The organism is Polaromonas hydrogenivorans (assembly GCF_040105105.1).
Taxonomy (GTDB): domain Bacteria; phylum Pseudomonadota; class Gammaproteobacteria; order Burkholderiales; family Burkholderiaceae_C; genus Polaromonas; species Polaromonas hydrogenivorans.
On sequence record NZ_CP157675.1, the window covers coordinates 877,716 to 901,273 of the forward strand.

Sequence of the window (23,558 nt, forward strand, 5' to 3'; positions counted from 1 at the left end):
GGCGCCAGGCGGCGGGCTCAGGCCGCAAGCGTGTCGTCCTGCGTCAGGACTTCGCCGCGCAGCGAGCGCTGGCTGGCTTCGGTAATGCGCACATCGACCATCTGGCCGATCAGGCGCGGCTGGCCTTTCAAAATGACGACGCGGTTGCACTCGGTGCGGCCCATCAGCTCACTCGCGTCCTTGCGCGCCGTGCCTTCGACCAGGATGCGCTGGCGGGTGCCGAGCCGGCTGGCGCTGATGGCGCGCACGCTGTCGTCGAGCGTGGCCTGCAGGCGCTGCAGGCGCTTGAGCTTGACCTCGTGCGGCGTGTCATCTGGCAGGTTGGCGGCCGGCGTGCCGGGGCGCGGGCTGAAGATGAAGCTGAACGAGGTGTCGTAGCCGACATCGTTCACCAGCCTCATCAGCTTTTCAAAATCGTCCTCGGTCTCGCCCGGAAAGCCGACGATGAAGTCGCTGCTCATCGCCAGGTCGGGCCGGATGGCGCGCAGCTTGCGGATCGTGCTCTTGTATTCCATGGCCGTGTAGCCGCGCTTCATCGCCATCAAAATGCGGTCCGAGCCGTGCTGCACCGGCAGGTGCAGGTGGTTGACCAGCTTGGGCAATGTGGCGTAGGCATCGATCAGGCGCTGGGTGAATTCGTTCGGATGGCTGGTGACGTAGCGGATGCGCTCTATGCCCGGAATCTCGGAGACATAGTCGAGCAGCGTCGCGAAGTCGGCAATCTCCGCCGTGCCGCCCATCGCGCCCCGGTAGGCGTTGACGTTCTGGCCCAGCAGCGTGACTTCCTTCACGCCCTGGTCGGCCAGGCCAGCGACCTCGACCAGCACGTCCTCGAACGGCCGCGAGACTTCCTCGCCGCGCGTGTAGGGCACGACGCAGTAGCTACAGTACTTGGAGCAGCCTTCCATGATGCTGACGAAAGCGCTCGCGCCCTCGACCCGCGCCGGCGGCAGGTGGTCGAACTTCTCGATCTCGGGAAAGCTGATATCGACCTGCGGCTTGCCCAGCCGGGCGCGGCTGGCCAGCAACTGCGGCAGGCGGTGCAGCGTCTGCGGGCCGAAGACCACATCGACATACGGCGCGCGCTGGATGATGGCCTCGCCTTCCTGGCTGGCGACGCAGCCGCCGACGCCGATCAGCACGCCTTTGGCCTTCAAATGCTTGACGCGGCCCAGGTCGCTGAAGACCTTTTCCTGCGCCTTTTCGCGCACCGAGCAGGTGTTGAACAAGATCAGGTCGGCTTCGTCGATGTTTTGCGTGTTCTCGTAGCCCTCGGCGGCATGCAGCACGTCGCTCATCTTGTCCGAGTCGTACTCGTTCATCTGGCAGCCGAAGGTTTTGATAAAGACTTTTTTAGACATGATTAGCTACTGAATTGATAGCTGCTTGCGCCCGTGTACAGTGCGCAAAAGGCTTGTTTGATTGATAAATTTGGAGAAATGACGGCTGGCCGGCGCGCGGCCGCGCGTCATTGCGCGTTGGTGGTCGCCGTGATGGTGCCTGGCGCGTCCGTGCTGCTGCCAAAGCTGAACCACGAGGCCTTGCTGTTGGGCCGTTTCAGCTTGATTTCCTCGCTGTTGAGGATCCAGACCTCATGCACACTGCCGGCGCCTTCGCGCAGGTAGTTGACCACCAGTTTCTGGTTGACCAGCGCGCCCGACATGAGCAGCAGGTTGTCGGGGCCGTGAATGCGCGAGCCCGGCGTGAGCCGGTCGGCCTTGCCATCCAGCGTGATGGCCGGCGGTGCGGTCACGACCATCTCGCCGCGCAGGGCGGCAGCCGGAAATGACCTGATGGCGGGTTTGAATTCGGTGCTGGTCTGCGCGCCGGCGGGCAGGGTGGCCAGCATGGCCGATGCGGCCAGAACGAAGACGAGGCTGAGGCGTTGCGGTGTGCAGCGGTTCATGGTGTGTGTCCAGAGGCTGTTGATGAAAACCGCTCATTATCTCAGGCCGGGTTTTTGCGCGCGGCCCTGGGGTGGCGCTTGCCTGGCGCCGAAACCGGAACATGCCGTCAACTCAATCAGGCCGCCTCGGCAAACTCGGCATCTTGCCAGCGTGGCGACAGATTGTGCGGGACATCGAGCAGGTCGAGCGCGCGGGCCACGCTGTCGTTGACGATGTCGCCGATGGTCTGCGGATGCAGGTAGAACGCGGGCACGGGCGGGCAGATGATGCCGCCCATCTCGGTCACGCTGAGCATGTTGCGCAGGTGCGTCAGGTGCAGCGGCGATTCGCGCACCAGCAGCACCAGGCGGCGGCGCTCCTTGAGCATGACATCGGCCGCGCGCGTCAGCAGGTTGTCGCTCAGGCCGTGCGCCACCGCTGCCAGCGTATGCATGCAGCAGGGCGCAATCACCATGCCGCTGCAGGCAAAGGAGCCGCTGGCAATGCTGGCTCCCACGTCGTCGGCGTCATGCACCTGATCGGCCAGGTCTTCGACGAAGTCGCGGTCCATGCCCAGCTCATGCTCGATATTGCGCCATCCGTCGCTTGACACCACCAGGTGCGACTCGATGCCCGGTGTCTCGCGCAGCACCTGCAACAGGCGTGCGCCGTACACGGCACCGCTGGCGCCCGAGATGGCAACAATGATGCGGCGCGGGGCAGGCGATGGGTTGAAAGCGGCGCTCATGGGGCGGTGGCGCCGGGCGCCAGGTGGGACGGCAGTGCGCCTACGGGTCGAGGCAGTTCAAAAGAAGTTGTTGCAGTCATTTCGGTCCGGGTAGTCAGGCCACATAAAGCAGCACGGTGAAGAAATGGCAGATGCTGCCGCCAAGCACAAACAGGTGCCACAGGCCATGGCCGTGGCGAACTTTATGGTCGGTGGCATAAAAAGCAATGCCCAGCGTGTAACAGGCACCGCCCGCCGCCAGCCAGGCAAAGCCTGCAGGTGTCAGAGCATGCCACAGCGGCAGCACCGCCACCATGGCAAGCCATCCCATGAGTATATAAATGATCAGCGAGGCGACGCGCGCGCCTTTGGCCAGCCAGACTTCCTGCACGATGCCGACCACTGCCAGCCCCCAGATCACGCCAAAAATCCACCAGCCCCAGATACCGCGCAGCGACACCAGCGCAAACGGCGTGTAGGTGCCGGCAATCAAGAGGTAAATCGAGCAGTGGTCGAATTTGCGCAGCACGTTCTTGGCCGGGCCGCGCACGCTGTGGTAGAGCGTCGAAAACACATAAAGCGTCACCAGCATGGCGCCGTAGATGCTGAAGCTGACGATTTTCCAGGGGTCGCCCAGGCGGGCTGCCAGCACGATCAGCACCGCAGAGCCGGCCAGCGCCAGCGCCGCGCCAATCAGGTGGCTGATGCTGTTGAAGCGCTCGCCGTGGTACATGGGTGTTCAGGCAGGTGAGTTATGGGTGAAGTGGAGCATCATTTTCGCCATCAGCATAGCGCCTGTTGCTTTCAATGGCCGCGCCATGCTGCGCGAAGCGATGAAAATTGTCCAGGGCAGCGTTTGCCTGCCACGCCTGAGCCCTCAAACAAGCAAAAAGCCCCGCAAGTCATGGACTTGCGGGGCTTTTAAAAATCTGGTGGTGATAGGTGGATTTGAACCACCGACATCAGCATTATGAATGCTGCGCTCTAACCAACTGAGCTATATCACCTCAAGAGCGAAATTATAGCCAATTTTTCAGGCGTTTTTTCAGCGATTCTTGAACTCGGGCTTGCGTTTGTTGACGAAGGCGTCCATGCCTTCCTTCTGGTCCTCGGTGGCGAACAGGGCGTGGAACAGGCGCCGCTCGAACATCACGCCATCGCTCAGGCCGCTTTCAAAGGCGCGGTTCACCGCTTCCTTGGCGGCGAACACGCTGGGCTGGCCGTAGCTGCAGATCATCAGCGCCGCGCCCAGGGCTTCGTCCATCAATTTATCCAGCGGCACCACGCGGCTGACCAGGCCGGCGCGCTCGGCCTCGACGGCATCCATCATGCGGCCGGTCAGCGCCAGGTCCATGGCCTTGGCCTTGCCGACCGCGCGCGGCAGGCGCTGCGTTCCGCCTGCGCCCGGAATGATGCCCAGCTTGATCTCGGGCTGGCCGAACCTGGCGTTGTCGGCGGCGATGATGAAGTCGCACATCATCGCCAGCTCGCAGCCGCCGCCCAGCGCAAAACCGCTGACGGCGGCAATCACCGGCTTGCGGATGCCGCGGATCTGCTCCCAGTTGCGGGTGATGTAGTCGTTGTTGTACACGTCGGCAAAGCTGTACTGCGCCATGGCGCCAATGTCGGCGCCGGCGGCAAAGGCTTTTTCGCTGCCGGTCAGGATGATGCAGCCGATGCTGTCGTCGGCGTCAAAGGCTTTCAGCGCGCTGCCCAGCTCGTCCATCAACTCGTTGTTGAGCGCATTGAGCTGCTTGGGCCGGTTCAGGGTCACGATGCCCACCTGGCGCGAATCCGGGCCTTCGGTACGGGTCACAATCGTTTCATAGGTCATGGTTCGGTCCTTGTAGAAGGCTGAATCATGCCATGTTCATTGCCGTTTTCCACCCCTGAGCGGCGGCTGCGGGCCGCACTGGGCTCAGGCTTTGGGCTCCAGCCACTCGTTGATGCGCGCCTCGTTCTTGACCGCCAGGCGCCAGGTCGTCAGCAGCGGCGGCAGGGTCAATTCAAGCCGCATCAGCCGTTTGTCGCGCGACACCAGCGCGATGACCTTTTTTGCATCGCCGGCGTAAAGCGTCAGATCATCCAGCCGGCTCATGCGCCAGCCCGCACCCGCCTGTAGCTTGCCGGTCGGCTCCAGGCCCAGCCATTCGTCGCCGGCCGAAAAGCCGGCCTGCTCGGCTGCTGCGCCGCGCAGCACGGTCTTGATCTGGACGGTGTGGTTTTCGGTGACCCGAAGGCCCAGCCGCTGCGCCAGCTGGGCCGGCTCTTCGAGCACCGCCACGCCATGCTGCTCCAGCAATTCCTTCAGCGGCAGCTCGTCCCGGCCATGCACCCAACTGGCCAGCTCGGGCGCGAAGGAGCGCAGGCCCAGCGTTTCCAGCACGGCGGCCACGTCAAGCTCGCGCATGGCCCCGGCCTTGCAGCGCTTCCAAAGCGCGCGCATCGCATCGTCGAGCGTGGCGCCGTGCGTGGTGCGGCCTTCGCTGCGCAGCGTCAGGTCCAGGCAGAGCGCCACCAGCGCGCCCTTGGCGTAGTAGCTGATGGTCGCGTTGGGCGTGTTTTCATCGGGCCGGTAGAACTTGACCCAGGCGTCAAAACTCGCCTCGGCCACCGACTGCACCCGCCGGCCGGGCGCCTGCAGCACCTGGTTGATGGCGGTGGTCAGCAGCTTCAGGTAGCCGGCGTTGTCCACCAGCCCGGCGCGGCGCAGCAGCAAGTCGTCGTAGTAGCTGGTGAAACCTTCAAAAAACCACAGCAGTTCGGTGTAGTTCTCGCGGTCATGGCGATAGCTTTCAAACTCCGCCGGGCGCAGGCGCTTGACGTTCCAGGTGTGGAAATACTCGTGGCTGATGAGGCCGCGCAGCGTGGCGTAGCCGTCGGAGGTCTTGGGGTCGCCCTGGCGCGGAAGGTCTTTTCGGGTGCAGATCAGCGCGGTCGAGTTGCGGTGCTCCAGCCCGCCGTAGCCGTCGTCCACGGCGTTGAGCATGAACAGGTAATTTGTGAAGGGCGGCTTCTTGCTGCCGTGCCAGAAGCGGATTTCGGTCTCGCAGATCTTTTGCGTGTCGGCCAGCAGACGCGCGCCGTCAAAGCTGGCCGCCGCGCCCGCCACCACGAAACGGTGCGGCACGCCGCGCGCGGTAAAGCTGCCGCTCCAGAACGGCCCCATTTCGACCGGGGCATCAACCAGTTCGTCGTAATCGGCGGCTGCATAGCGGCCAAAACCCTGGCTGTCGATTTTTTGCGGCGTCAAGCCGGTGGCGACCGACCAGCCGCTCATGGCTTTCGAGGCAGGCAGTTCCAGCACATGCGGCAATGCCTCCTGGCCCTCGACCTTGAGGCAGACGCTGGTGCCGTTGAAAAACCCCCGGTTCGCGTCCAGCCAGGCGGTGCGCACCGAATTGTCGTGCGCATACACCTCGTAGCGCAGCACCAGGGCCGTTTCAGGCGAGCAGGCGATCTGCCAGCTGCATTTGTCGAGCTGCTCCACGGCCAGCGGCGCCGGGCTGCGGCTGCCCTGGTGCGCCTGCAGGCCCTGCAAATTTTTTGAAAACTCGCGCACCAGGTAGCTGCCCGGTATCCACACCGGCAGCGACACCCGCTGCAGCGCCGCAGGGCTTGCAATCGTCAGCGTGATGCGAAACAGGTGGGCATGCAGGTTGCCCACCTCGACGCGGTAATGAAGCGGGGCAGGGGTGTTTCGGGTAGAGGTGGCCATTGAAGAAAAAAGAGTAGGCCGGGCTGGCTGCAAAGCAGATTCCGGCTTTGCTATAAAAAAAGGAGCTAGATGCGCACGTCCTGCTTGCGCAAAAGGCATTATTTGCCCATAAATGGCCGTGCCGCAAGGGCGGGTGCGGACTTAGGGGGCCTTGGCGCTGGCCAGCGTTTTTTCGATCTGCTCGGCCCCGATGGCGCCGGGCACCCGAGTACCGTCGGCAAAGAAAAGCGTCGGCGTGCCGGTGATCTTGTACTTCTTGCTGAACGCCAGGTTGCGCTCCAGCGCGGCCGTGTCGCAGCTGGCCTTGGCGGCGGCCTGGTCGCGCACCATCCAGTCGAGCCAGGCCTTGCCCTTGTCCTTGGCGCACCAGATGTTTTTCGACTTTTCCACCGAGTCCGGGCTCAGGATGGGGATCAAGAAGGTGTGGATCGTCACATCGTTCACTTTTTGCAGGTCGCGCTCGAAGCGTTTGCAATAGCCGCAGTTCGGGTCTTCAAACACCGCCAGCTTGCGCTTGCCGTTGCCGCGCACCTGGGTGAAGGCGTCTTTGAGTGGCAGGGCGGCAAAGTCGATGGCGCTGAGTTTTTCGACGCGCTCCTCGGTCAGGTTGCGCTTGGCCTTGGTGTCGATCAGGTTGCCCTGCAGCAGGAAGTTCCCTTCGGCATCGGTGTAGAAAATGTCGCTGTCATTGACGCGGATTTCATACAGTCCGTTCATCGGCGTCTTGCTGACTTCGTCGATCTTGGAAAGCGCTGGCAGCCGTTCGGCCAGGTTCTTGCGAATGACCGCCTCCTGCGCAAAGGCCGAACCCAGGGTGCAGGCCAGCAGGCCGGCGAGTCCGGCCTGCTTCAAGCCGGCGGTCAATGTAGATAGTTTCATGGTGTTCCGGTTTCTCAACAAAATTTCGACAATTTCAAATCACAGGCCGGCGGCCTGCCGCGTCACCCAGCGCTTGAGCAGGCTGCTGCGCGCAAACCCCTTCATGCCCCAGTTGCGCAGCATCTGCCAGCGGTCATCGGTCTGGGCGAACAGGCCGTGCAGCCCGTCGGTCACCGCGCCCATGGCGGCCACATCGGCCTTGCGCGCCCGCTCATAGCGGCGCAATAATTTTTCATCGCCCAGTGCGCGCCAGTATTCGCGCTGCCCCAGCACGCCGGCCAGACAGGCCGCATCGGCCAGCCCCAGGTTCAGGCCCTGGCCCGACAGCGGATGCACCGTGTGCGCCGCGTCGCCCGCCAGCGCCCAGCCACTGCCGACCCAGTGGTCGGCGTTGGACAGCGCCAGCGGCCAGCTGGATCGCTCGCTGGTCAAGCGCAGGCTGCCGGCTTCCAGTCCGCAGACCGCTTGCAGCGCGGCGCAGAATGTTTCCGGCGGCATCTGCTCCAGCGCCTCGGCGCGCTCCACAGAGACAGACCAGACCAGCGCCACAGAGTTCCCTTCGCTGCCTCCCAGCGGCAGCAGCGCCACGATGTCGCCGCCCGCAAACCACTGGCGCGCCACGCCCTGGTGCGGCTGGTCGGCATCAAGCCGGGCGGCAATGGCTTTTTGCGGATAGGGCTTGACGGTCCAGCGCACGCCGAACTCATCGCGGCTGCTGCTCTTCTTGCCTTCGCAGATCACGGTCAGCGCGGCCTTGGGCGGCGCCGCCACGGTCTCGATCTGCGGCTGGTAGCGCACCGCCTGGATCAGCTGCTGCTCCAGCGCGGGCACATCGACGATCCAGGCCAGCGCGTCCTGCGCCACGCTGCCGGCGGTGAAGTCAATCTGGCCGCCGTCGTCGCCCCAGACCTGCATCTCGGTGACCGGCGTGGCAAACGGCGCCTCGGGCCAGACGCGCAGGGCTTCCAGCACTTTGCGCGACGCGCTGTTCAGGGCATAGGCGCGCACATCGGCCGTGGCCGGTTCGGCCGGCGTTTTCTGGGGCCGGGTGACCAGCGCCACGCGCAGGCGCTCGCGCGCCAGCAGCAGGGCCAGGGTGCGGCCCACCACGCCGTCGCCGCGAATACAGACATCAAAGGTTTTGGACATGAGCCATTTTAGGAGGGAGTGCAGAATCCTTATTTTGAGGAACCCCGGGTTTCCTTCATCCCCATCAACAAGAACAGGACAAGACGTGAGTGATTCATCAAACGAAACCCTGGCCGATGCGCCTTCCGATGTGGCGGCAGTCGTTTCCCGGCTGTATGTCTATCCGGTCAAGTCCTGCGCCGGCATCCGGGTGGAGCAAGCCATCCTGCTTGATACCGGGCTGGAATTCGACCGCGCCTGGATGGTGGTCGATGGCCAGGGCAGCTTTTTGACCCAGCGCGAGCTGCCGCGCATGGCGCTCATCAAGCCGCAGCTCAAGCACTTCGAGATGATCCTGCGCGCGCCCGGCATGCTGGCGCTGCACATCGCGCTTGACCAGGTCGAGGCGCCAGCGCGGGTGCGCGTCTGGGGCGACGAGGTGGCGGCTTACGACATGGGGCCGCTGGCCGCGCAGTGGTTCACCGATTTTCTGGGCGTGCCGGCGCGGCTGGTGCGCTTTGACCCAGAGCACAAACGCATCAGCAATCTGAGCTGGACCGGCGGCATTGAGGCACTGAACCAGTTCAGTGACGGCTATCCGGTGCTGGTCATCAGCGAAGCGTCGCTGGTCCAGTTCAATGCAAAGCTGGCCGCCCAGGGCTTTGCCGCCGTCGGCATGGAGCGCTTTCGGCCCAACATTGTGCTGGGCGACGCGGCGGGCGGGCTGGAGTTGATGCCGCACGACGAAGACCGGCTCGACCTGCTGCAGATCGCCACCGAGCAAGGCCCGGTTCGGCTCAAGCCCGTCAAGCCGTGTCCGCGCTGCCCGATTCCCAATATCGACCCGGCCACCGCCGTCAGCAGCCCCGAGGTCGGCGACCTGCTGCAAGGCTACCGCCAGGATGCGCGCGTCAACGGCGCGGTGACGTTCGGCATGAACGCCATCGTGCTGCAGGGCATCGACCATTTGCTCCGGGTCGGCCAGAGCGTCGGCGCCAGCTACCGTTTTGATTGATGAGCGATTCCACCCCACCGTCCGCACCGCCGGAACCCGCTCGCTTGACGCGCGCCGGACCGGCGAGCGGCTGGATGCGCTGGCTGCCGGGCTTGCTGGCCTTGCGCCACTACGAGATGGCCTGGCTGCGCCATGACCTCGTGGCCGGCCTGGTGTTGACCACGGTGCTGGTGCCGGTCGGCATTGCGTACGCGGTTGCATCCGGCCTGCCGGCCATTTCGGGTCTGTACGCGACCATCTTCGGGCTGCTGGCCTACGCGCTGTTCGGCCCCAGCCGGGTGCTTGTGCTTGGCCCGGATTCTTCGCTCGTGGCCCTCATCCTGGGCGTCGTGCTGCCGCTGTCGGCGGGTGATCCGCAGCGCGCGCTGGCGCTGGCGGGGATGATGGCCGTGGTTTCCGGCGCCTTGTGCGTCGTGGCCGGCTCGGCGCGCCTGGGTTTTGTCACCGAACTGCTCTCCAAGCCGATCCGCTACGGCTACATGAACGGCATCGCGCTGACCGTGCTGATCAGCCAGCTGCCTGCGCTGTTCGGTTTCTCGGTCAAGGGCGACGGCTTGCAGGACAAAATCCTGGCGTTTGGCGAGGCGGTACTCGCCGGCAAGACCAACTGGACCGCGCTGCTGCTCGGCGCGGGCACGCTGGCCGTGATTTTTTGGCTCAAGCGCAGCAAACGGCTGCCGGGCGTTTTGATCGCCGTGGTGGGCGCGACCGTCACGGTCGCCGCGCTGGACCTGGCCACGCGTGCGGGCGTGTCGGTCCTCGGCTCGCTTCCCCAGGGCCTGCCCGCCCTGGCTTTCCCTTTGATCACTTCGGACGACATCGTTCCCGTGCTGCTTGGCGGGCTGGCCGTGGCGCTGGTGTCTTTTGCGGACACCAGCGTGCTGTCGCGCGTGTACGCCGCACGCGCTGGCGCCTTCGTCGATCCGAATCAGGAAATGGTGGGCCTGGGGATGGCGAACCTGGCGGCGGGCATTTTCCAGGGCTTTCCGATCAGCGCGAGTGCTTCGCGCACACCGGTGGCCGAGGCGGCCGGGGCCAAGACCCAGCTCGCGGGCATCGTCGGGGCGCTCGCCGTGGCCGGGCTGCTGATGGTGGCGCCCAGCCTGCTCAGGAACCTGCCCACCGCCACGCTGGCCGCCGTGGTGATTGCTTCGGCCATCGCACTGATCGAGGTCAAGGACTTGCGCCGCATCTACCGCATCCAGCGCTGGGAGTTCTGGCTGTCCATGGTCTGCATGGCCGGCGTGGCGGTGCTCGGGGCCATCGAAGGCATAGGCCTAGCGATTGTGATTGCCGTCATCGAGTTCCTGTGGGACGGCTGGCGCCCGCACTTCGCGGTGCTGGGCCGGGTCGATGGCGTCAAGGGCTACCACGACATCAGCCGCTACCCGGACGCCCGCATCATTGCGGGGCTGGTGCTGTTCCGCTGGGATGCGCCGCTGTTCTTCGCCAACGCCGAGCTGTTTCGGGAGCATGTTCTGGGCGCCGTGGCCGCGTCGCCGACGCCCGTGCGCTGGCTGGTCGTCAGCGCGGAGCCGGTCACCAGCGTGGATGTCACCGCCGCTGACGTGCTGGAAGAACTCGATGAAACCTTGCACGCCGCCGGCATTGAGCTGTGCTTTGCTGAAATGAAAGATCCGGTCAAGGACAAGCTCAAGCGTTTCGGCCTGTTCTCGACGCTTGGCGAGCAGCGCTTCTTTGCCACGCTGGGCCAGGCCGTCAGCAGCTATCTCAAGGCCACCCAGGTGCCGTGGGTGGACTGGGAGGACCGGCAGGACCGGAGCCGATGAATCGGTGCGGCCCGCCCCGTGAACCCGGGCTTGGCGACTCATTACAATCGCCGGAGTTCTTTCCGGACAAAACCCAGTACAAAGCCGGGTGCAAGCTTAGGGTCCGGACGGGGTTGTTGTCAGCCCTGAAGCCTCCTGCTGGTCCACGTCGGGCCGCTCCACGACATCCCCTGGGGCCGGGCGGAGGTAATGGAGTAATGATTTCTAAGGAATATTGATGAGTTTGAAGTGCGGCATCGTTGGCTTGCCTAACGTCGGAAAATCCACCCTGTTCAATGCGTTGACCAAAGCGGGCATCGCGGCGGAAAACTATCCGTTTTGCACCATCGAGCCGAATGTGGGCATCGTCGAAGTGCCTGACGCGCGGCTCGATGCGCTGTCAGCCATCGTCAATCCGCAAAAGGTGCAGCGCGCGATTGTCGAGTTCGTCGATATCGCCGGCCTGGTCGCCGGCGCCAGCACCGGCGAAGGCCTGGGCAACAAGTTTCTGGCCCACATCCGCGAAACCGACGCCATCGTCAACGTGGTGCGCTGTTTTGAAGACGACAACGTGATCCACGTCGCCGGCAAGGTTGATCCGATTGACGACATCGAGGTCATCCAGACCGAACTGTGCCTGGCCGACCTGGCAGCGGTTGAAAAAGCCCTGCACCGCGTGGGCAAGCTGGCGCGCTCGGGCGACAAGGAATCGGCCAAGCTGGTCGCCATCCTGGAGAAATGCCAGGCCGCGCTGAATGAAGCCCGGCCGGTGCGCACGCTCGATTTCAGCAAGGACGAGCTGCCGCTGCTGCAGCAGTTTTTCCTGATCACCGCCAAGCCCGCGATGTTTGTCGCCAACGTGGCCGAGGACGGTTTCGAAAACAACCCCTTCCTCGACCGCCTGACCGCTTACGCCGAATCGCAGAACGCGCCGGTGGTAGCCATCAGCGCCAAGCTCGAAGCCGAGATGGCCGAGATGAGCGACGAAGACCGCCAGATGTTCCTCGAAGAACTCGGCCAGACCGAACCCGGCCTGAACCGCCTAATCCGCGCCGCCTACAAGCTGCTGGGCCTGCAAACCTATTTCACCGCCGGCGTGAAGGAAGTGCGCGCCTGGACCATCCATGTCGGCGACACCGGCCCGCAAGCCGCCGGCGTGATCCACACCGATTTCGAGAAGGGCTACATCCGCGCCCAGACCATCGCGTTTGACGACTTCATCGCCTTCAAGGGTGAGCAGGGCGCCAAGGATGCCGGCAAGATGCGCGCCGAAGGCAAGGAATACGTGGTCAAGGATGGCGACGTGATGAACTTCCTGTTCAGCTCCTAGAGCCTGAATTCGCGGGCGGTGCGGGGAAAACCCCGGCGCCGACCCGTTTTTTAAGCCTTATTGGCCGTTTGCGCAATAGCCACGGGCGCAAGCAGCTATTTATTTAATAGCGTTAAGTTTTATTTCAACCGGACTCACCAGGACGCATGCAGCCATGACCGAACCGGTACGACTTGCCAAACGCCTTGCCGAAATGCTGGCCTGCTCACGCCGCGAGGCCGAACAGTACATCGAGGGCGGCTTTGTCACTGTCGATGGCGTGGTGGTGGAAGAGCCCCAATTCCGCGTCCAGAACGAGTCCATCGTGCTGTCGCCCGACGCCAGCCTGCTGGCGCTGACGCCGGTGACCATTTTGTTGCACAAGCCTGCGGGCTACGAGGCGAGTGACGCGCCGGGCGCAAACCCCGCCTCCGCCGGCAAGACCGCCGCCCAGTTGCTGACGGCCGCCAACCATGCCTCCGACGACCGTTCGGGCATCCGGCCGCTGAAAAAGCATTTTTCCAGCTCGGAACTGGTCACGCCGCTGGCCACGGCGGCCAGCGGCCTGGTGGTCTTTTCCGGCGACTGGCGCGTCGTGCGCAAGCTGCGCGAAGACGCCCGGGTGCTGGAGCATGAGGTGGTGGTCGAGGTCAGCGGCGAGATCAAGCCCGGCGGCCTGGAGCGCCTGAACCGCATCGACCACGGCTTTACCTACCGGGGCGCGCTGCTGCCGCCGGCCAAGGTCAGCTGGCAAAGCGAAACCCGGCTGCGCTTTGCGCTCAAGGGCGAGGTGCCGGGCCAGATTGCCTACATGTGCGACAGCGTCGGACTCAAGATCGAAGCAATGAAGCGGCTGCGCGTCGGCCGCATGCCGCTCAGCCAGCTGCAGCCGGGGCAGTGGCGGTATTTGATGCCCTACGAGCGGTTCTAAATCCCGAGCACGCCCGGAAACGCCCAGATCAAACTGCCGGTCATCAGGAAGTAGCGCATGAACTTGCCGATGGCCATGTAGGCCAGGCAGGCCCAGAACGGAAACTTGAGCCAGCCGGCCACGGCGCACAGCGGGTCGCCGACGACCGGCAGCCAGGCCAGCAAACAGGCCTTGGGGCCGAGTTTTTCAAGCCACCGGACGGCGCGGCCGTGATGGCTTGAGTGCGGATATTTATCGACCACCTTGTGCGCGCCGTAGCCTATCCACCAGTCAAGTGCGCCGCCCAGCGTGTTGCCGGCGGTGGCCACCATGACGGCCGGCCAGAACATCGCCGGATTCAGCTTGACCAGCCCGAAGACCACCGGCTCGGAGCCCAGCGGCAGCAGCGTCGCTGAAATAAAGGAGACGATGAACACCGTGCTCAGTCCAAATTCAGGCAGGGCCAGCAGTTCGATCAGGTGTTGTATCCAGGCTTCCATAGGGGCTTGAGTATAGGCAAGCAGGGTGCCTTCGCCTTGCCAGCCAGGCGTTTACAAATTCACATCCAGATTCAATTGCTGAAAATTTGGGCAGCTACAATCGTGCCTCCTTTTTCGGCAACCCCAGGTTTTGACTCCCCCATGAACATCGGTCCTTATGCTTTGGCAAACAATGTGTTTGTCGCGCCCATGGCCGGCGTCACGGACCGGCCGTTTCGCCAGCTGTGCAAAAAGCTGGGGGCGGGCTATGCGGTCAGCGAGATGGTGACTTCGCGCCGCGACCTGTGGGACACGCTCAAAACCTCGCGCCGCGCCAACCATGAAGGCGAAGCCGCGCCGATTGCCGTGCAGATCGCCGGCACCGATGCGCGGATGATGGCCGAAGCCGCCGCCTACAACCTGGACCGTGGCGCGCAGATCATCGACATCAACATGGGCTGCCCGGCCAAGAAGGTCTGCAACAAGTGGGCTGGTTCGGCGCTGATGCAGGACGAAACCCTGGCGCTGCAGATCATCGAGGCGGTGGTCGCTGCCTGCCTGCCGCACGGCGTTCCGGTGACGCTCAAGATGCGCACCGGCTGGGCGCAAAGCCACAAAAATGCCTTGAGCATTGCACGCGCCGCCGAAAACGCCGGCATTCAGATGCTGGCCGTGCATGGCCGCACACGCGAGCAGGGCTACAAGGGTCTGGCCGAATACGACACGATTGCCGAGGTCAAGGCCGCGCTGCGGATTCCGGTGGTGGCCAATGGCGACATCGACAGCCCTGAAAAAGCCCGCGACGTGCTGGTCTACACCGGCGCCGATGCGCTGATGATCGGCCGCGCCGCACAGGGCCGGCCCTGGATTTTTCGCGAGTTGACACATTTCATGACCACCGGCACGCACCTGGCGCCGCCCCTGGTGGCCGATGTCAAGCGCCTGCTGCTCGACCATCTGCTTGACCATTACGCGCTGTACGGTGAATTTACCGGCGTGCGCACCGCGCGCAAGCATATTGGCTGGTATGTGAAGACCCTGCCGGGCGGAGAAGCATTTCGCGGGCAGATGAACGGGCTGGAGGATTGCCGGGCGCAGCTTGAGGCGGTGAATGACTATTTTGAGGCCTTAAGTGAGCGGATGGACCGCATCCCGGCCAGCACAGAGGGCCATGGCGCCTCGGCACAGGAACGAATGAACAACGATAAAAATGAGGAGGAAGCTGCACTATGAGCAAAAGTAATCTCGAAGAATGCGTCCGTCACAGCCTGGAAGGCTATTTCCGGGATCTGGACGGCATCGCCCCCGATGGCATGTACGACATGATGGTCCGCGTGGTGGAAAAGCCGCTGCTGGAAGTGGTCATGCAGCATGCCGAGCAAAAGTGCACCAGTCGCGCGCCGCCGAATGGCTGGGCCTGAACCGCAACACCCTGCGCAAAAAGCTGGTCGAGCACAAGCTGATCAAATAACTCGAACCCCGCTTCATTTATTTACATTTGAACCCGCATTTCTATAAAGACACCCATGAACGCCTTGATTTCCGTTTCCGATAAAACCGGCATCCTCGAATTTGCCCAGGCGCTGCACGCGTTGGGCATCAAGCTGCTGTCCACCGGCGGCACCGCCAAACTCTTGCTTGACGCAGGTTTGCCCGTGACCGAAGTCGCGGAACACACCGGTTTTCCGGAAATGCTCGATGGCCGTGTCAAGACGCTGCACCCGAAAGTCCATGGCGGCCTGCTGGCCCGGCGCGACCTGCCCGAGCACATGGCGGCGCTTGAAACGCACGGCATCGCCACCATCGACCTTTTGGTGGTCAACCTCTACCCGTTCGAGGCCACGGTGGCCAAGCCCGGCTGCACGCTCGAAGACGCGATTGAAAACATTGACATCGGCGGCCCGGCGATGGTGCGCTCGGCGGCCAAGAACTGGAAAGATGTCGGCGTGCTGACCGATGCGTCGCAGTACGCCGGCGTGCTGGCTGAACTCACCGCCGACGGCAAGCTGACCGACGCCACCAAATTTGCCCTGTCGGTGGCCGCGTTCAACCGCATCAGCCAGTACGACGGCGCCATCAGCGACTACCTGTCGTCAGTCGCGTTTGACGCGGACAAGCTCTCGGCGGCCTATGTGCCCGAGCGCGCGCTGTTCCCTGGCCAGTCCAACAGCCAGTTCACCAAGCTGCAGGACTTGCGCTATGGCGAAAACTCGCACCAGCAGGCCGCGCTGTACCGCGACCTCTACCCCGCGCCGGGCTCGCTGGTCACGGCCAAACAGCTGCAGGGCAAGGAACTGTCATACAACAACATCGCCGACGCCGACGCCGCCTGGGAATGCGTCAAGAGCTTCACCGAAGCGGCCTGCGTCATCGTCAAGCATGCGAATCCCTGCGGCGTGGCCGTGGGCGCGGACGCGCTTGAAGCCTACAGCAAGGCTTTCAAGACCGACCCGACCTCGGCGTTTGGCGGAATCATTGCGCTGAACTGCCCGCTGGACGAGCGCGCGGCGCTGCAGATTTCGAAGCAGTTCGTCGAAGTGCTGATGGCGCCCAGCTTCACGCCAGAGGCGCTGGAAGTCTTCAAGACCAAGGTCAACGTGCGGATTCTGCAGATCGACCTGCCGCCCGGCGGTGACACCGCCTGGAAGCAGGGCCGCAACCTGATCGACGTCAAGCGCGTCGGCTCGGGCCTGCTGATGCAAACCGCCGACAACCACGAGTTGGCCCTGGCTGACCTGAAGGTCGTCAGCAAGCTGCAGCCGACACCGGCCCAGCTGCAGGATCTGCTGTTCGCCTGGAAGGTCGCCAAGTACGTCAAGTCCAACGCCATCGTGTTTTGCGCCGGTGGCATGACCATGGGCGTGGGCGCCGGCCAGATGAGTCGCCTCGACTCGGCCCGCATCGCCAGCATCAAGGCCCAGCATGCCGGGCTATCGCTGGCGGGCACGGCCGTGGCGAGCGATGCCTTCTTCCCGTTCCGCGACGGGCTCGACGTGGTGGTCGATGCGGGCGCGAGCTGCGTGATTCAGCCCGGCGGCTCGATGCGCGACCAGGAAGTGATAGCCGCCGCCGACGAGCGCGGCGTGGTGATGGTGTTGAGCGGCGTGCGGCATTTCAGGCACTGATCCTGGCGCCGGCGAATCGCTGGCCCGGAATCAAAAAAAGCGGCCTCGGCCGCTTTTTTTGTAACTACTAACCTACCCTCCACCCTATATAAATCAATGACTTACGAGTGCTGCCTTAGCTTGTGTAGCTAAAAATGGATGGTTTTAGACGAAAAAATGTCCAATTTTTGGGCATTTTTCGCCTTCATCCTCTCTAAGTTGTTGATTCATATAGGGTGAGCACGGAACGGGAGCAGGTTAGTAGTTACCTTTTTTTATAAGAAATAAGCCTTTTGCGCAATGTGGATATGCGCAAGCAGCTACTGTATTTATAGCAAGCTCAGGCGTTTGCATGATTCCACCCAAGCCTGCGCTCCCGTTCAGCGGCCCGCGAAAAACCGGGTTGCCGCCTCCACCGTGGCTTCGATGTCTTCGGCCGTGTGGGCTGCGCTGACAAAGCCGGCTTCGTAGAGCGCCGGGGCGTAATACACGCCGCTGTCGAGCATGGCGTGGAAAAAGCGGTTGAAGGCCGGACTGTCCGTCTTCATGACCTGGGGATAGTTCTGCGGCAATGTGCCCAGCAGGAAAAAGCCGAACATGCCGCCTTCGCTGTCGCCGCAAAAAGGCACGCCCGCATGGGTTGCGGCTTGCGTCAGGCCTGCAACCAGGCTGCGCGTGCGTGCGCCCAGTGCATCGTAAAAATCGGGTTTCTGGATTTCCCGCAACGTGGCCAGGCCGCAGGCGGTGGCCACCGGGTTGCCCGACAGCGTGCCGGCCTGATAGACCCCGCCCAGAGGCGCCAGGTGCTCCATCACCGCGCGCGTCCCGCCGAAAGCGGCCATCGGCATGCCGCCGCCAATCACCTTGCCCAGCGCGGTCATGTCGGGTTTGAAGCCGGGAATGCTCTGGGCATAAACGCTTTGCGCGCCGCCCAGCGCCACGCGAAAGCCCGTCATCACCTCGTCAAACACCAGCAGCGCGTCGTATTGCGTGCACAGTTCGCGGCAGCGCTTGATGAACGGAACGCTGGCGCGCACGAAGTTCATGTTGCCGGCAATCGGCTCGATCATCAGGCAGGCAATGTCCCTGCCGTGCAGCGAAAAGGCTTCTTCCAGCTGGGCGATGTGGTTGTATTCCAGCACCAGCGTGTGCTGCACCACTTCGGGCGGAACGCCCGCGCTGGTCGGGCTGCCGAAGGTGGCCAGGCCCGAGCCAGCCTTGACCAGCAGCGCATCGGAGTGGCCGTGGTAGCAGCCCTCGAACTTGATGATCTTGCTGCGCCCGGTCGCGCCGCGCGCCAGCCGGATCACGCTCATCGTCGCCTCGGTGCCCGAACTCACCAGCCGCACCATTTCGATGGAGGGCACGAGCTTGACGATTTCCTCGGCCAGTTCCACTTCGCGCTCGGTCGGCGCGCCGTAGGAAAAACCTTCGAGTACGGCCTTCTGGACGGCTTCCACCACCGCCGGATGGCCGTGGCCCAGGATCATCGGCCCCCAGGAGCCGATGTAGTCGATGTAGCGCTGGCCGTCGGCATCCCAGAAATAGGCGCCCTGGGCGCGCTGGATAAAACGCGGCGTCCCGCCAACCGCCTTGAAAGCGCGGACCGGCGAATTGACGCCGCCGGGGATCAGCTTTTGGGCGCGTTCGAACAGGGTTGCGTTGCGCGATGTCGCGGGGGCGACAGGCTTAGTGTTTGGTTGTTCCATTAGGGGGGAATTCAAAAGGTGGTTTGGAGGTCAGGCCGGCATCGTCGTTGCCGGAGAGTTCGGCATCGGCCGCTTCGTCATCGGATGCTTCATCGTCCTCGGCCTGTGCCCAGAACAGGCGGTCCGGCACGATGTGGCCCATGCCCGGATGAAAGCCGGCGTCCAGGCTGTGGTCCAGGTAGGTCAGCGCTTCGGCCGTGGCTGCCTGCAGATCGTGGCCATTGGCCAGCAAGGCGCAAAGGGCGGCCGACAGGGTTTCGCCGGCGCCTTCGAAGACGGCTTCGAAGCGTTCGAATTTTTCGCTGTACAGCACCGCCTGCGGCGTGGCCAGCACATTGTCAATGAACTGGTCAGGCAGCGGAATGCCCGTGACCAGCGTGTAGGGTACGCCCAGACCGGCAGCAGCCTTGGCAATATCGCGGGCTGACGGATTGCGTTCAGTGGACCAGTCTGGCAGCAGCCAGCGCCACAAGGTGCTGTGGTTGCCAATCAGGAGGGTAACCTGCGGCAGCATCAGTTCACGAAAAGCATCCAGGTAGCTGTCGATCTCGGTTTCATCCCACCACGACAGGCTGGGCATGTAGGCCACCAGCGGCACGTCCGAGTAGTCGGAGGCGATTTCGGCGATGGTGCTGATGTTCTCGGGACTTCCGACAAAGCCGACCTTGATGGCTGACACCGGCATGTCTTCCAGCGCGGCGCGTGCCTGCTCGGTAACTGCGTCATCGTCGAACGAGAGATGGTCAAAAATCTCTGCCGTGTCACGCAGATAGGTGCCTGTCACGACGGACAGCGGATGAGCGCCTGCCGAGGTGATGGCGGTGATGTCCGCCGTGAGGCCGCCTGCGCCGCTCGGGTCATTGGCATTGAACGTCATGACGCATGCCGGTGATGCATCGCTATCCTCGATCTGGAGTTGCCGGCTGTCCAGTTGAGGTGTGTGGGGGTTTGCCATAGGCCTTGATTTTGCCTTGTACGCGAATTAGCAACGCCGCCTCGATACAATTGTTGCATTCTATTCGAAGGCAATTTAAGCTGTGACTCAATCAATGACCTGGATGTGTTTGATTTGTGGGTGGATTTACGACGAAGCGACAGGCGCCCCCGAACACGGGATTGCTGCTGGTACGCCATGGAGTCAAGTCCCCATGAACTGGACCTGCCCCGAGTGCGGGGCACGCAAAGAAGATTTTGAAATGGTTCAGATGTAAGCAGTCCGACTGGCGCCATGGAGCGCTTGAATGCGGTGAATCCAGTTGCTTCGGCGGCTGCAAAAACAGGAGTAAACACAGTGAGCATTCCCAGTTCCGGACTGAAGGTGTTGGTCATCGATGACAGCAATACGATCAGGCGCAGCGCCGAGATTTTCCTGAAACAGGGAGGTCATGAGGTATTGCTGTCAGAAGATGGCTTTGACGCCCTGTCCAAGGTGAATGACTACCAGCCCGATCTGATTTTTTGCGATATTTTGATGCCGCGCCTTGATGGCTACCAGACCTGTGCAATCATCAAGCGCAATGCAAGATTTTCGGATGTTCCCATTGTGATGCTGTCCTCCAAGGATGGCGTATTCGACAAGGCACGTGGCCGCATGGTGGGCTCGCAGGATTACCTGACCAAGCCGTTCACCAAGGATCAGTTGCTGCAAACCGTTCAGTCTTTGGGCACCGTTAAACATAAGGAAGTGTGATGTCAATCAAAAAAGTACTGGTTGTGGATGACTCGAAGACCGAGTTGATGTTCCTGACCGATTTGCTGGTGAAAAATGGCTTTAGCGTCAAGACGGCAGAAAATGCCGAAGATGCTTTTCGCCGGCTGGCTGAAGAAAAGCCCGAGTTGATCCTCATGGATGTGGTCATGCCGGGGCAAAACGGGTTTCAGTTGACCCGCGCCATCGCGCGTGATCCGCTGTATGCGGATATTCCCATCATGATGTGCACCAGCAAAAACCAGGAAACCGACCGGGTTTGGGGCATGCGGCAGGGGGCACGCGACTACATCACCAAACCCGTCAATGCTGGCGAGTTGATGGCCAAAATCAAGGCTCTTTCCTGAGTTTTGGCATAAAACCACAACATGGCGAACAGACAAGCCCTTAAAGAGCTACAGACACGGCTGGCAGAGCGATTGCAGCTTGCCAAGATGCAAGGCATTGCACCCTCGTGGCTGGCCGTTGAAGCCGGTAGCAAAAAATACCTTTTCCCCTTGGCTCAATCCGGGGAAATTTTCCCCTGGATCGGCATCCAGCCGGTTTCCTATACCCAGTTCTGGTTTTTGGGTGTGGCCGGCTTGCGTGGCGGTCTTTATGGTGTGGTCGATCTGGCCGGTTTTGTGAGCGGCCAGGCATCCGTTTCGAGAAATGAACTTGCCCGTACAGAGTCGAGGCTTGTTTCTTTCAATAGCGCGCTTGAGGTTAATTGTGTCTTGCTGATCGACAAGCTGGCAGGATTGCGAAAACAGGATGCCTTCATCGATTTCTCGGCGCGAGCGCCCGATGCGCCTGCATTTTTTGGAAACCAGTACGTTGATATCAATGGTGCAAGCTGGCAGGAAATCAACCTGCAGTTGCTTGCACAACAAGTTCATTTTTTGACCATAGCTGCTTAGCGCACCTCGTTACCCGTTTTATCCGAAGGCTCACTCATGTCTGTTATTGAAACTATCCAGAAGCTACTCAAAACCAGGTCAGCCCAGCCTGAAGACAGTGTGGCCATGGCCTCCGCAAGGATGGCGGGTGCTTCCTCTGCTGCCAGTTCCATGAATGGACGCGCCCGAATTTCCAAAGCAGAAGCGCAGGAAGAGATTTTTTCACCTAGCAGCATGGCGATTGCTGAAGACGGCGCGCTGGTCAATACAGAACTTCTGAGCCTTCCTGTGCTGGGTGCGCGTCCTCTGGGCGAACACCAGAAAATTTTGGTGGTGGTGCTGGCTGTCGCAGTTGCTGTCCTGGCAGTTGTGACAGTTTTTGCACTTAGCAAGGCGGATCGTGTCGCGCAGCAGGTAGCTGCAACCGGACAGGCCTTGATGCAGTCGCAGCGGCTGGCCAAATCTGCGTCGCAGGCCTTGGTCGGTAGCGCACAGGCGTTTCCCGATGTACGCGAAAGTGCCGATGTACTGGCTAAAACAGTGCGTGGAATGAAATCCGGGGACGACAGCCTGCGTCTGTCGGCAGTGAACAACGCGCTGCTGCCTGACGTGGACAAGGTCACTCCCCTGGCTGAGCGGGCCGAGCAGAACGCCAACGTCGTCATGGGTCAGCAAGGCATTTTGCTGCAGGTCGGAGAAGCTTTGCGCACCATTAACCGACAGTCTTCCGACCTGCTCGAAATTGCTGAAACGGTTTCTTCGCTCAAGCTGCAGCAAAATGCCGCGCCGACAGAAATTTCCGCATCGGGTCAACTGGTGATGCTGACGCAGCGTATCGGCAAGTCTGCCAATGAGTTCCTGACCATGGAAGGCGTGAGTCCCGAAGCCGTGTTCTTGCTGGGCAAGGATCTGAATTCGTTCAAGGAAATCGCCCAGGGTCTGCTGGAGGGGAGTCCGGAACTGCGTCTGGGCGCATCCAGGGATCCGCAGACGCGTGAGCGCCTGCAAGCCCTGATAGCGCTGTACGAAAAAACACGGGTGCAGGCCGGCGCCATTCTGGGTAATTTGCAGGGGCTGGTTTCGGCCCGCGAAGCGCAGGCTTCCATCATTGCAGACAGCGAACCTTTGCGTCGTGATCTTGAGAGCTTGCAGGGAGGGCTGTCCTCCCAAACCGGCCTGGGTGCTGGCGCTCTTGCCACGCTGGTCGCCGCTGCCTTTGTTGCGCTGTTGTGCGCAGCGGGCCTGGCCCGCTTGCAGGTGAAGGACAGTCAGCAACGTCAGGCCGTGGCTGAAGGCCAGCGGCAGGATGCCAAAAGCCAGGAGCAGGATGCCAAACGCGTCAATGACGCCAACCAAGCCGCCATTTTGCGCCTGATGAATGAATTGCAGACAGTGGCTGAGGGTGATTTGACCCAGGAAGCAACGGTGACCGAAGACATTACCGGCGCCATTGCCGACTCGGTTAATTACACGGTGGAGGAGTTGCGCCAGCTGGTGGGTAACGTGCAGAGCACGGCAACCCGAGTGGCGCAGACGACAGCGCAGGTGGAAAACACCTCCACGGAACTGCTTGCCGCCTCGACCGAGCAGTTGCGCGAGATTCGCGAAACTGGTCAGTCTGTCGTTGACATGGCTGTCCGAATCAACGAAGTGTCCACACAGGCCCAGGAATCATCCCTGGTGGCGCGGCAGTCGCTGACGGCTGCCGAGTCCGGTTTGCAGGCGGTGCAAAACGCCATCGGCGGTATGAATTCCATTCGTGACCAGATTCAGGAAACCTCCAAACGCATCAAGCGACTGGGCGAGTCGTCGCAGGAAATTGGTGAAATTACCGAACTGATTTCAGACATCACCGAGCAAACCAACGTGCTGGCGCTCAACGCAGCCATTCAAGCCGCCTCGGCAGGTGAAGCCGGACGAGGTTTCTCGGTGGTGGCCGAAGAAGTGCAGCGACTGGCTGAGCGTTCTGCCGATGCAACCCGTCAGATTTCAGCACTGGTAAAGGCCATTCAGACCGATACCCAGGATGCGGTAGCCGCCATGGAGCGCTCGACGCAGGGGGTGGTCGAAGGTGCCAAACTTTCCGACAGCGCCGGCACGGCATTGTCCGAGATTGACCAGGTGTCGCGCCACCTTGCGGATCTGATTGAACAGATTTCCGATTCTGCCTCCCGGGAGGCTGCATCGGCCAATGTGGTGGCGGATAACATCCAGCACATTTTTGTAGTGACGGAGCAAACCGGAGAAGGTACCCGTTCCACAGCGCAGCAGGTGCGTAATCTCTCCCGCATGGCGGAAGAACTGCGGCAATCGGTGTCACGATTCAAGATTGCCTGATT

The 23,558-nt window shown here is 62.2% G+C and carries 22 protein-coding genes, 1 tRNA gene and 1 pseudogene; 12 read left to right on the forward strand and 12 right to left on the reverse strand.

Translation table 11 applies throughout. From position 1 onward, the window contains the following. Positions 1 to 17: 17 nt before the first annotated feature. The 9 genes from miaB to ABLV49_RS04275 all read right to left on the reverse strand — a co-directional run bounded on the left by miaB (position 18) and on the right by ABLV49_RS04275 (position 8,359). A complete protein-coding gene (miaB, locus tag ABLV49_RS04235) occupies positions 18 to 1,361 on the reverse strand; it encodes a tRNA (N6-isopentenyl adenosine(37)-C2)-methylthiotransferase MiaB (RefSeq protein WP_349280341.1) in 1,344 nt (447 codons plus the stop codon). Between the two features lie 107 nt (positions 1,362 to 1,468). Continuing rightward, entirely contained in the window at positions 1,469 to 1,906 is a 438-nt protein-coding gene (locus ABLV49_RS04240; RefSeq protein ID WP_349280342.1) for a hypothetical protein, read from the reverse strand. Positions 1,907 to 2,022: 116 nt separating this feature from the next. Then, positions 2,023 to 2,634: a UbiX family flavin prenyltransferase gene (locus tag ABLV49_RS04245; protein ID WP_349280343.1), complete on the reverse strand. Its 612-nt coding sequence runs from the start codon at positions 2,632 to 2,634 to the stop codon at positions 2,023 to 2,025. A gap of 94 nt (positions 2,635 to 2,728) precedes the next feature. Further along, a complete protein-coding gene (gene trhA, locus ABLV49_RS04250; protein WP_011802738.1) occupies positions 2,729 to 3,346 on the reverse strand; it encodes a PAQR family membrane homeostasis protein TrhA in 618 nt (205 codons plus the stop codon). 197 nt (positions 3,347 to 3,543) lie between these two features. After that, positions 3,544 to 3,620: transfer RNA gene (locus ABLV49_RS04255), tRNA-Met, on the reverse strand. Positions 3,621 to 3,658: 38 nt separating this feature from the next. Further along, positions 3,659 to 4,447 (reverse strand): enoyl-CoA hydratase, encoded by a 789-nt coding sequence (locus tag ABLV49_RS04260; RefSeq protein ID WP_349280344.1) that lies wholly within the window; start codon positions 4,445 to 4,447, stop codon positions 3,659 to 3,661. 84 nt (positions 4,448 to 4,531) lie between these two features. After that, positions 4,532 to 6,331, reverse strand: a complete 1,800-nt coding sequence (locus ABLV49_RS04265) for a M61 family metallopeptidase (protein WP_349280345.1) — start codon at positions 6,329 to 6,331, stop codon at positions 4,532 to 4,534. Between the two features lie 141 nt (positions 6,332 to 6,472). Then, on the reverse strand, positions 6,473 to 7,210 hold the full coding sequence (locus ABLV49_RS04270; RefSeq protein WP_349280346.1) for a DsbC family protein: 738 nt from the start codon (positions 7,208 to 7,210) through the stop codon (positions 6,473 to 6,475). 39 nt (positions 7,211 to 7,249) lie between these two features. Then, positions 7,250 to 8,359: an FAD-dependent monooxygenase gene (locus ABLV49_RS04275; RefSeq protein ID WP_349280347.1), complete on the reverse strand. Its 1,110-nt coding sequence runs from the start codon at positions 8,357 to 8,359 to the stop codon at positions 7,250 to 7,252. 85 nt (positions 8,360 to 8,444) lie between these two features. Here ABLV49_RS04275 and ABLV49_RS04280 point away from each other — a divergent pair, with 85 nt between their 5' ends. The 4 genes from ABLV49_RS04280 to ABLV49_RS04295 all read left to right on the forward strand — a co-directional run bounded on the left by ABLV49_RS04280 (position 8,445) and on the right by ABLV49_RS04295 (position 13,362). Next, positions 8,445 to 9,353 carry an MOSC domain-containing protein gene (locus tag ABLV49_RS04280; protein WP_349280348.1) on the forward strand — a complete coding sequence of 303 codons (909 nt, stop codon included), beginning with the start codon at positions 8,445 to 8,447 and terminating at the stop codon, positions 9,351 to 9,353. Beyond that, on the forward strand, positions 9,353 to 11,143 hold the full coding sequence (locus tag ABLV49_RS04285; RefSeq protein ID WP_415838111.1) for a SulP family inorganic anion transporter: 1,791 nt from the start codon (positions 9,353 to 9,355) through the stop codon (positions 11,141 to 11,143). The genes ABLV49_RS04280 and ABLV49_RS04285 overlap by 1 nt, the downstream gene beginning before the upstream one ends. 217 nt (positions 11,144 to 11,360) lie before the next feature. Then, a complete protein-coding gene (gene ychF, locus ABLV49_RS04290) occupies positions 11,361 to 12,452 on the forward strand; it encodes a redox-regulated ATPase YchF (protein ID WP_349280349.1) in 1,092 nt (363 codons plus the stop codon). A gap of 154 nt (positions 12,453 to 12,606) precedes the next feature. Further along, positions 12,607 to 13,362, forward strand: coding sequence for an rRNA pseudouridine synthase (locus ABLV49_RS04295; RefSeq protein WP_349280350.1), 756 nt, complete (start codon positions 12,607 to 12,609; stop codon positions 13,360 to 13,362). Here ABLV49_RS04295 and ABLV49_RS04300 read toward each other — a convergent pair. Beyond that, positions 13,359 to 13,841 (reverse strand): YqaA family protein, encoded by a 483-nt coding sequence (locus tag ABLV49_RS04300; RefSeq protein ID WP_349280351.1) that lies wholly within the window; start codon positions 13,839 to 13,841, stop codon positions 13,359 to 13,361. The two genes, ABLV49_RS04295 and ABLV49_RS04300, sit on opposite strands and share 4 nt — an antisense overlap. Before the next feature lie 141 nt (positions 13,842 to 13,982). Here ABLV49_RS04300 and dusB point away from each other — a divergent pair, with 141 nt between their 5' ends. From dusB to purH, 3 genes and pseudogenes are all read left to right on the forward strand, one after another. Next, entirely contained in the window at positions 13,983 to 15,053 is a 1,071-nt protein-coding gene (gene dusB / locus ABLV49_RS04305) for a tRNA dihydrouridine synthase DusB (RefSeq protein ID WP_349280352.1), read from the forward strand. Further along, positions 15,050 to 15,291: pseudogene (locus ABLV49_RS04310) on the forward strand (helix-turn-helix domain-containing protein). Before dusB ends, ABLV49_RS04310 begins: the two are co-directional and overlap by 4 nt. 55 nt (positions 15,292 to 15,346) lie before the next feature. Then, positions 15,347 to 16,945, forward strand: coding sequence for a bifunctional phosphoribosylaminoimidazolecarboxamide formyltransferase/IMP cyclohydrolase (gene purH / locus ABLV49_RS04315; protein ID WP_349280353.1), 1,599 nt, complete (start codon positions 15,347 to 15,349; stop codon positions 16,943 to 16,945). Between the two features lie 359 nt (positions 16,946 to 17,304). Here the strand turns inward: purH and hemL are convergent, their stop codons facing one another. Both hemL and thiD read right to left on the reverse strand, forming a co-directional pair. Continuing rightward, on the reverse strand, positions 17,305 to 18,633 hold the full coding sequence (hemL, locus tag ABLV49_RS04320) for a glutamate-1-semialdehyde 2,1-aminomutase (RefSeq protein ID WP_349280354.1): 1,329 nt from the start codon (positions 18,631 to 18,633) through the stop codon (positions 17,305 to 17,307). After that, positions 18,614 to 19,588 carry a bifunctional hydroxymethylpyrimidine kinase/phosphomethylpyrimidine kinase gene (gene thiD, locus ABLV49_RS04325; RefSeq protein ID WP_349280355.1) on the reverse strand — a complete coding sequence of 325 codons (975 nt, stop codon included), beginning with the start codon at positions 19,586 to 19,588 and terminating at the stop codon, positions 18,614 to 18,616. The genes hemL and thiD overlap by 20 nt, the downstream gene beginning before the upstream one ends. 82 nt (positions 19,589 to 19,670) lie before the next feature. Between thiD and ABLV49_RS04330 the strand changes: the two genes are divergently transcribed. The 5 genes from ABLV49_RS04330 (at position 19,671) to ABLV49_RS04355 (ending at position 23,556) form a co-directional block, all read left to right on the forward strand. Further along, on the forward strand, positions 19,671 to 19,844 hold the full coding sequence (locus ABLV49_RS04330) for a rubredoxin (RefSeq protein WP_011802723.1): 174 nt from the start codon (positions 19,671 to 19,673) through the stop codon (positions 19,842 to 19,844). Positions 19,845 to 19,924: 80 nt separating this feature from the next. Continuing rightward, the gene (locus ABLV49_RS04335) at positions 19,925 to 20,323 is read left to right on the forward strand and encodes a response regulator (protein WP_041376768.1); all 399 of its coding nucleotides are present in this window, start codon (positions 19,925 to 19,927) and stop codon (positions 20,321 to 20,323) included. Then, the gene (locus ABLV49_RS04340; RefSeq protein WP_011802721.1) at positions 20,323 to 20,688 is read left to right on the forward strand and encodes a response regulator transcription factor; all 366 of its coding nucleotides are present in this window, start codon (positions 20,323 to 20,325) and stop codon (positions 20,686 to 20,688) included. The genes ABLV49_RS04335 and ABLV49_RS04340 overlap by 1 nt, the downstream gene beginning before the upstream one ends. A gap of 21 nt (positions 20,689 to 20,709) precedes the next feature. Next, entirely contained in the window at positions 20,710 to 21,240 is a 531-nt protein-coding gene (locus ABLV49_RS04345; RefSeq protein WP_349280357.1) for a chemotaxis protein CheW, read from the forward strand. A gap of 36 nt (positions 21,241 to 21,276) precedes the next feature. Next, positions 21,277 to 23,556, forward strand: a complete 2,280-nt coding sequence (locus tag ABLV49_RS04355) for a methyl-accepting chemotaxis protein (RefSeq protein WP_415838110.1) — start codon at positions 21,277 to 21,279, stop codon at positions 23,554 to 23,556. Positions 23,557 to 23,558: the final 2 nt, after the last annotated feature.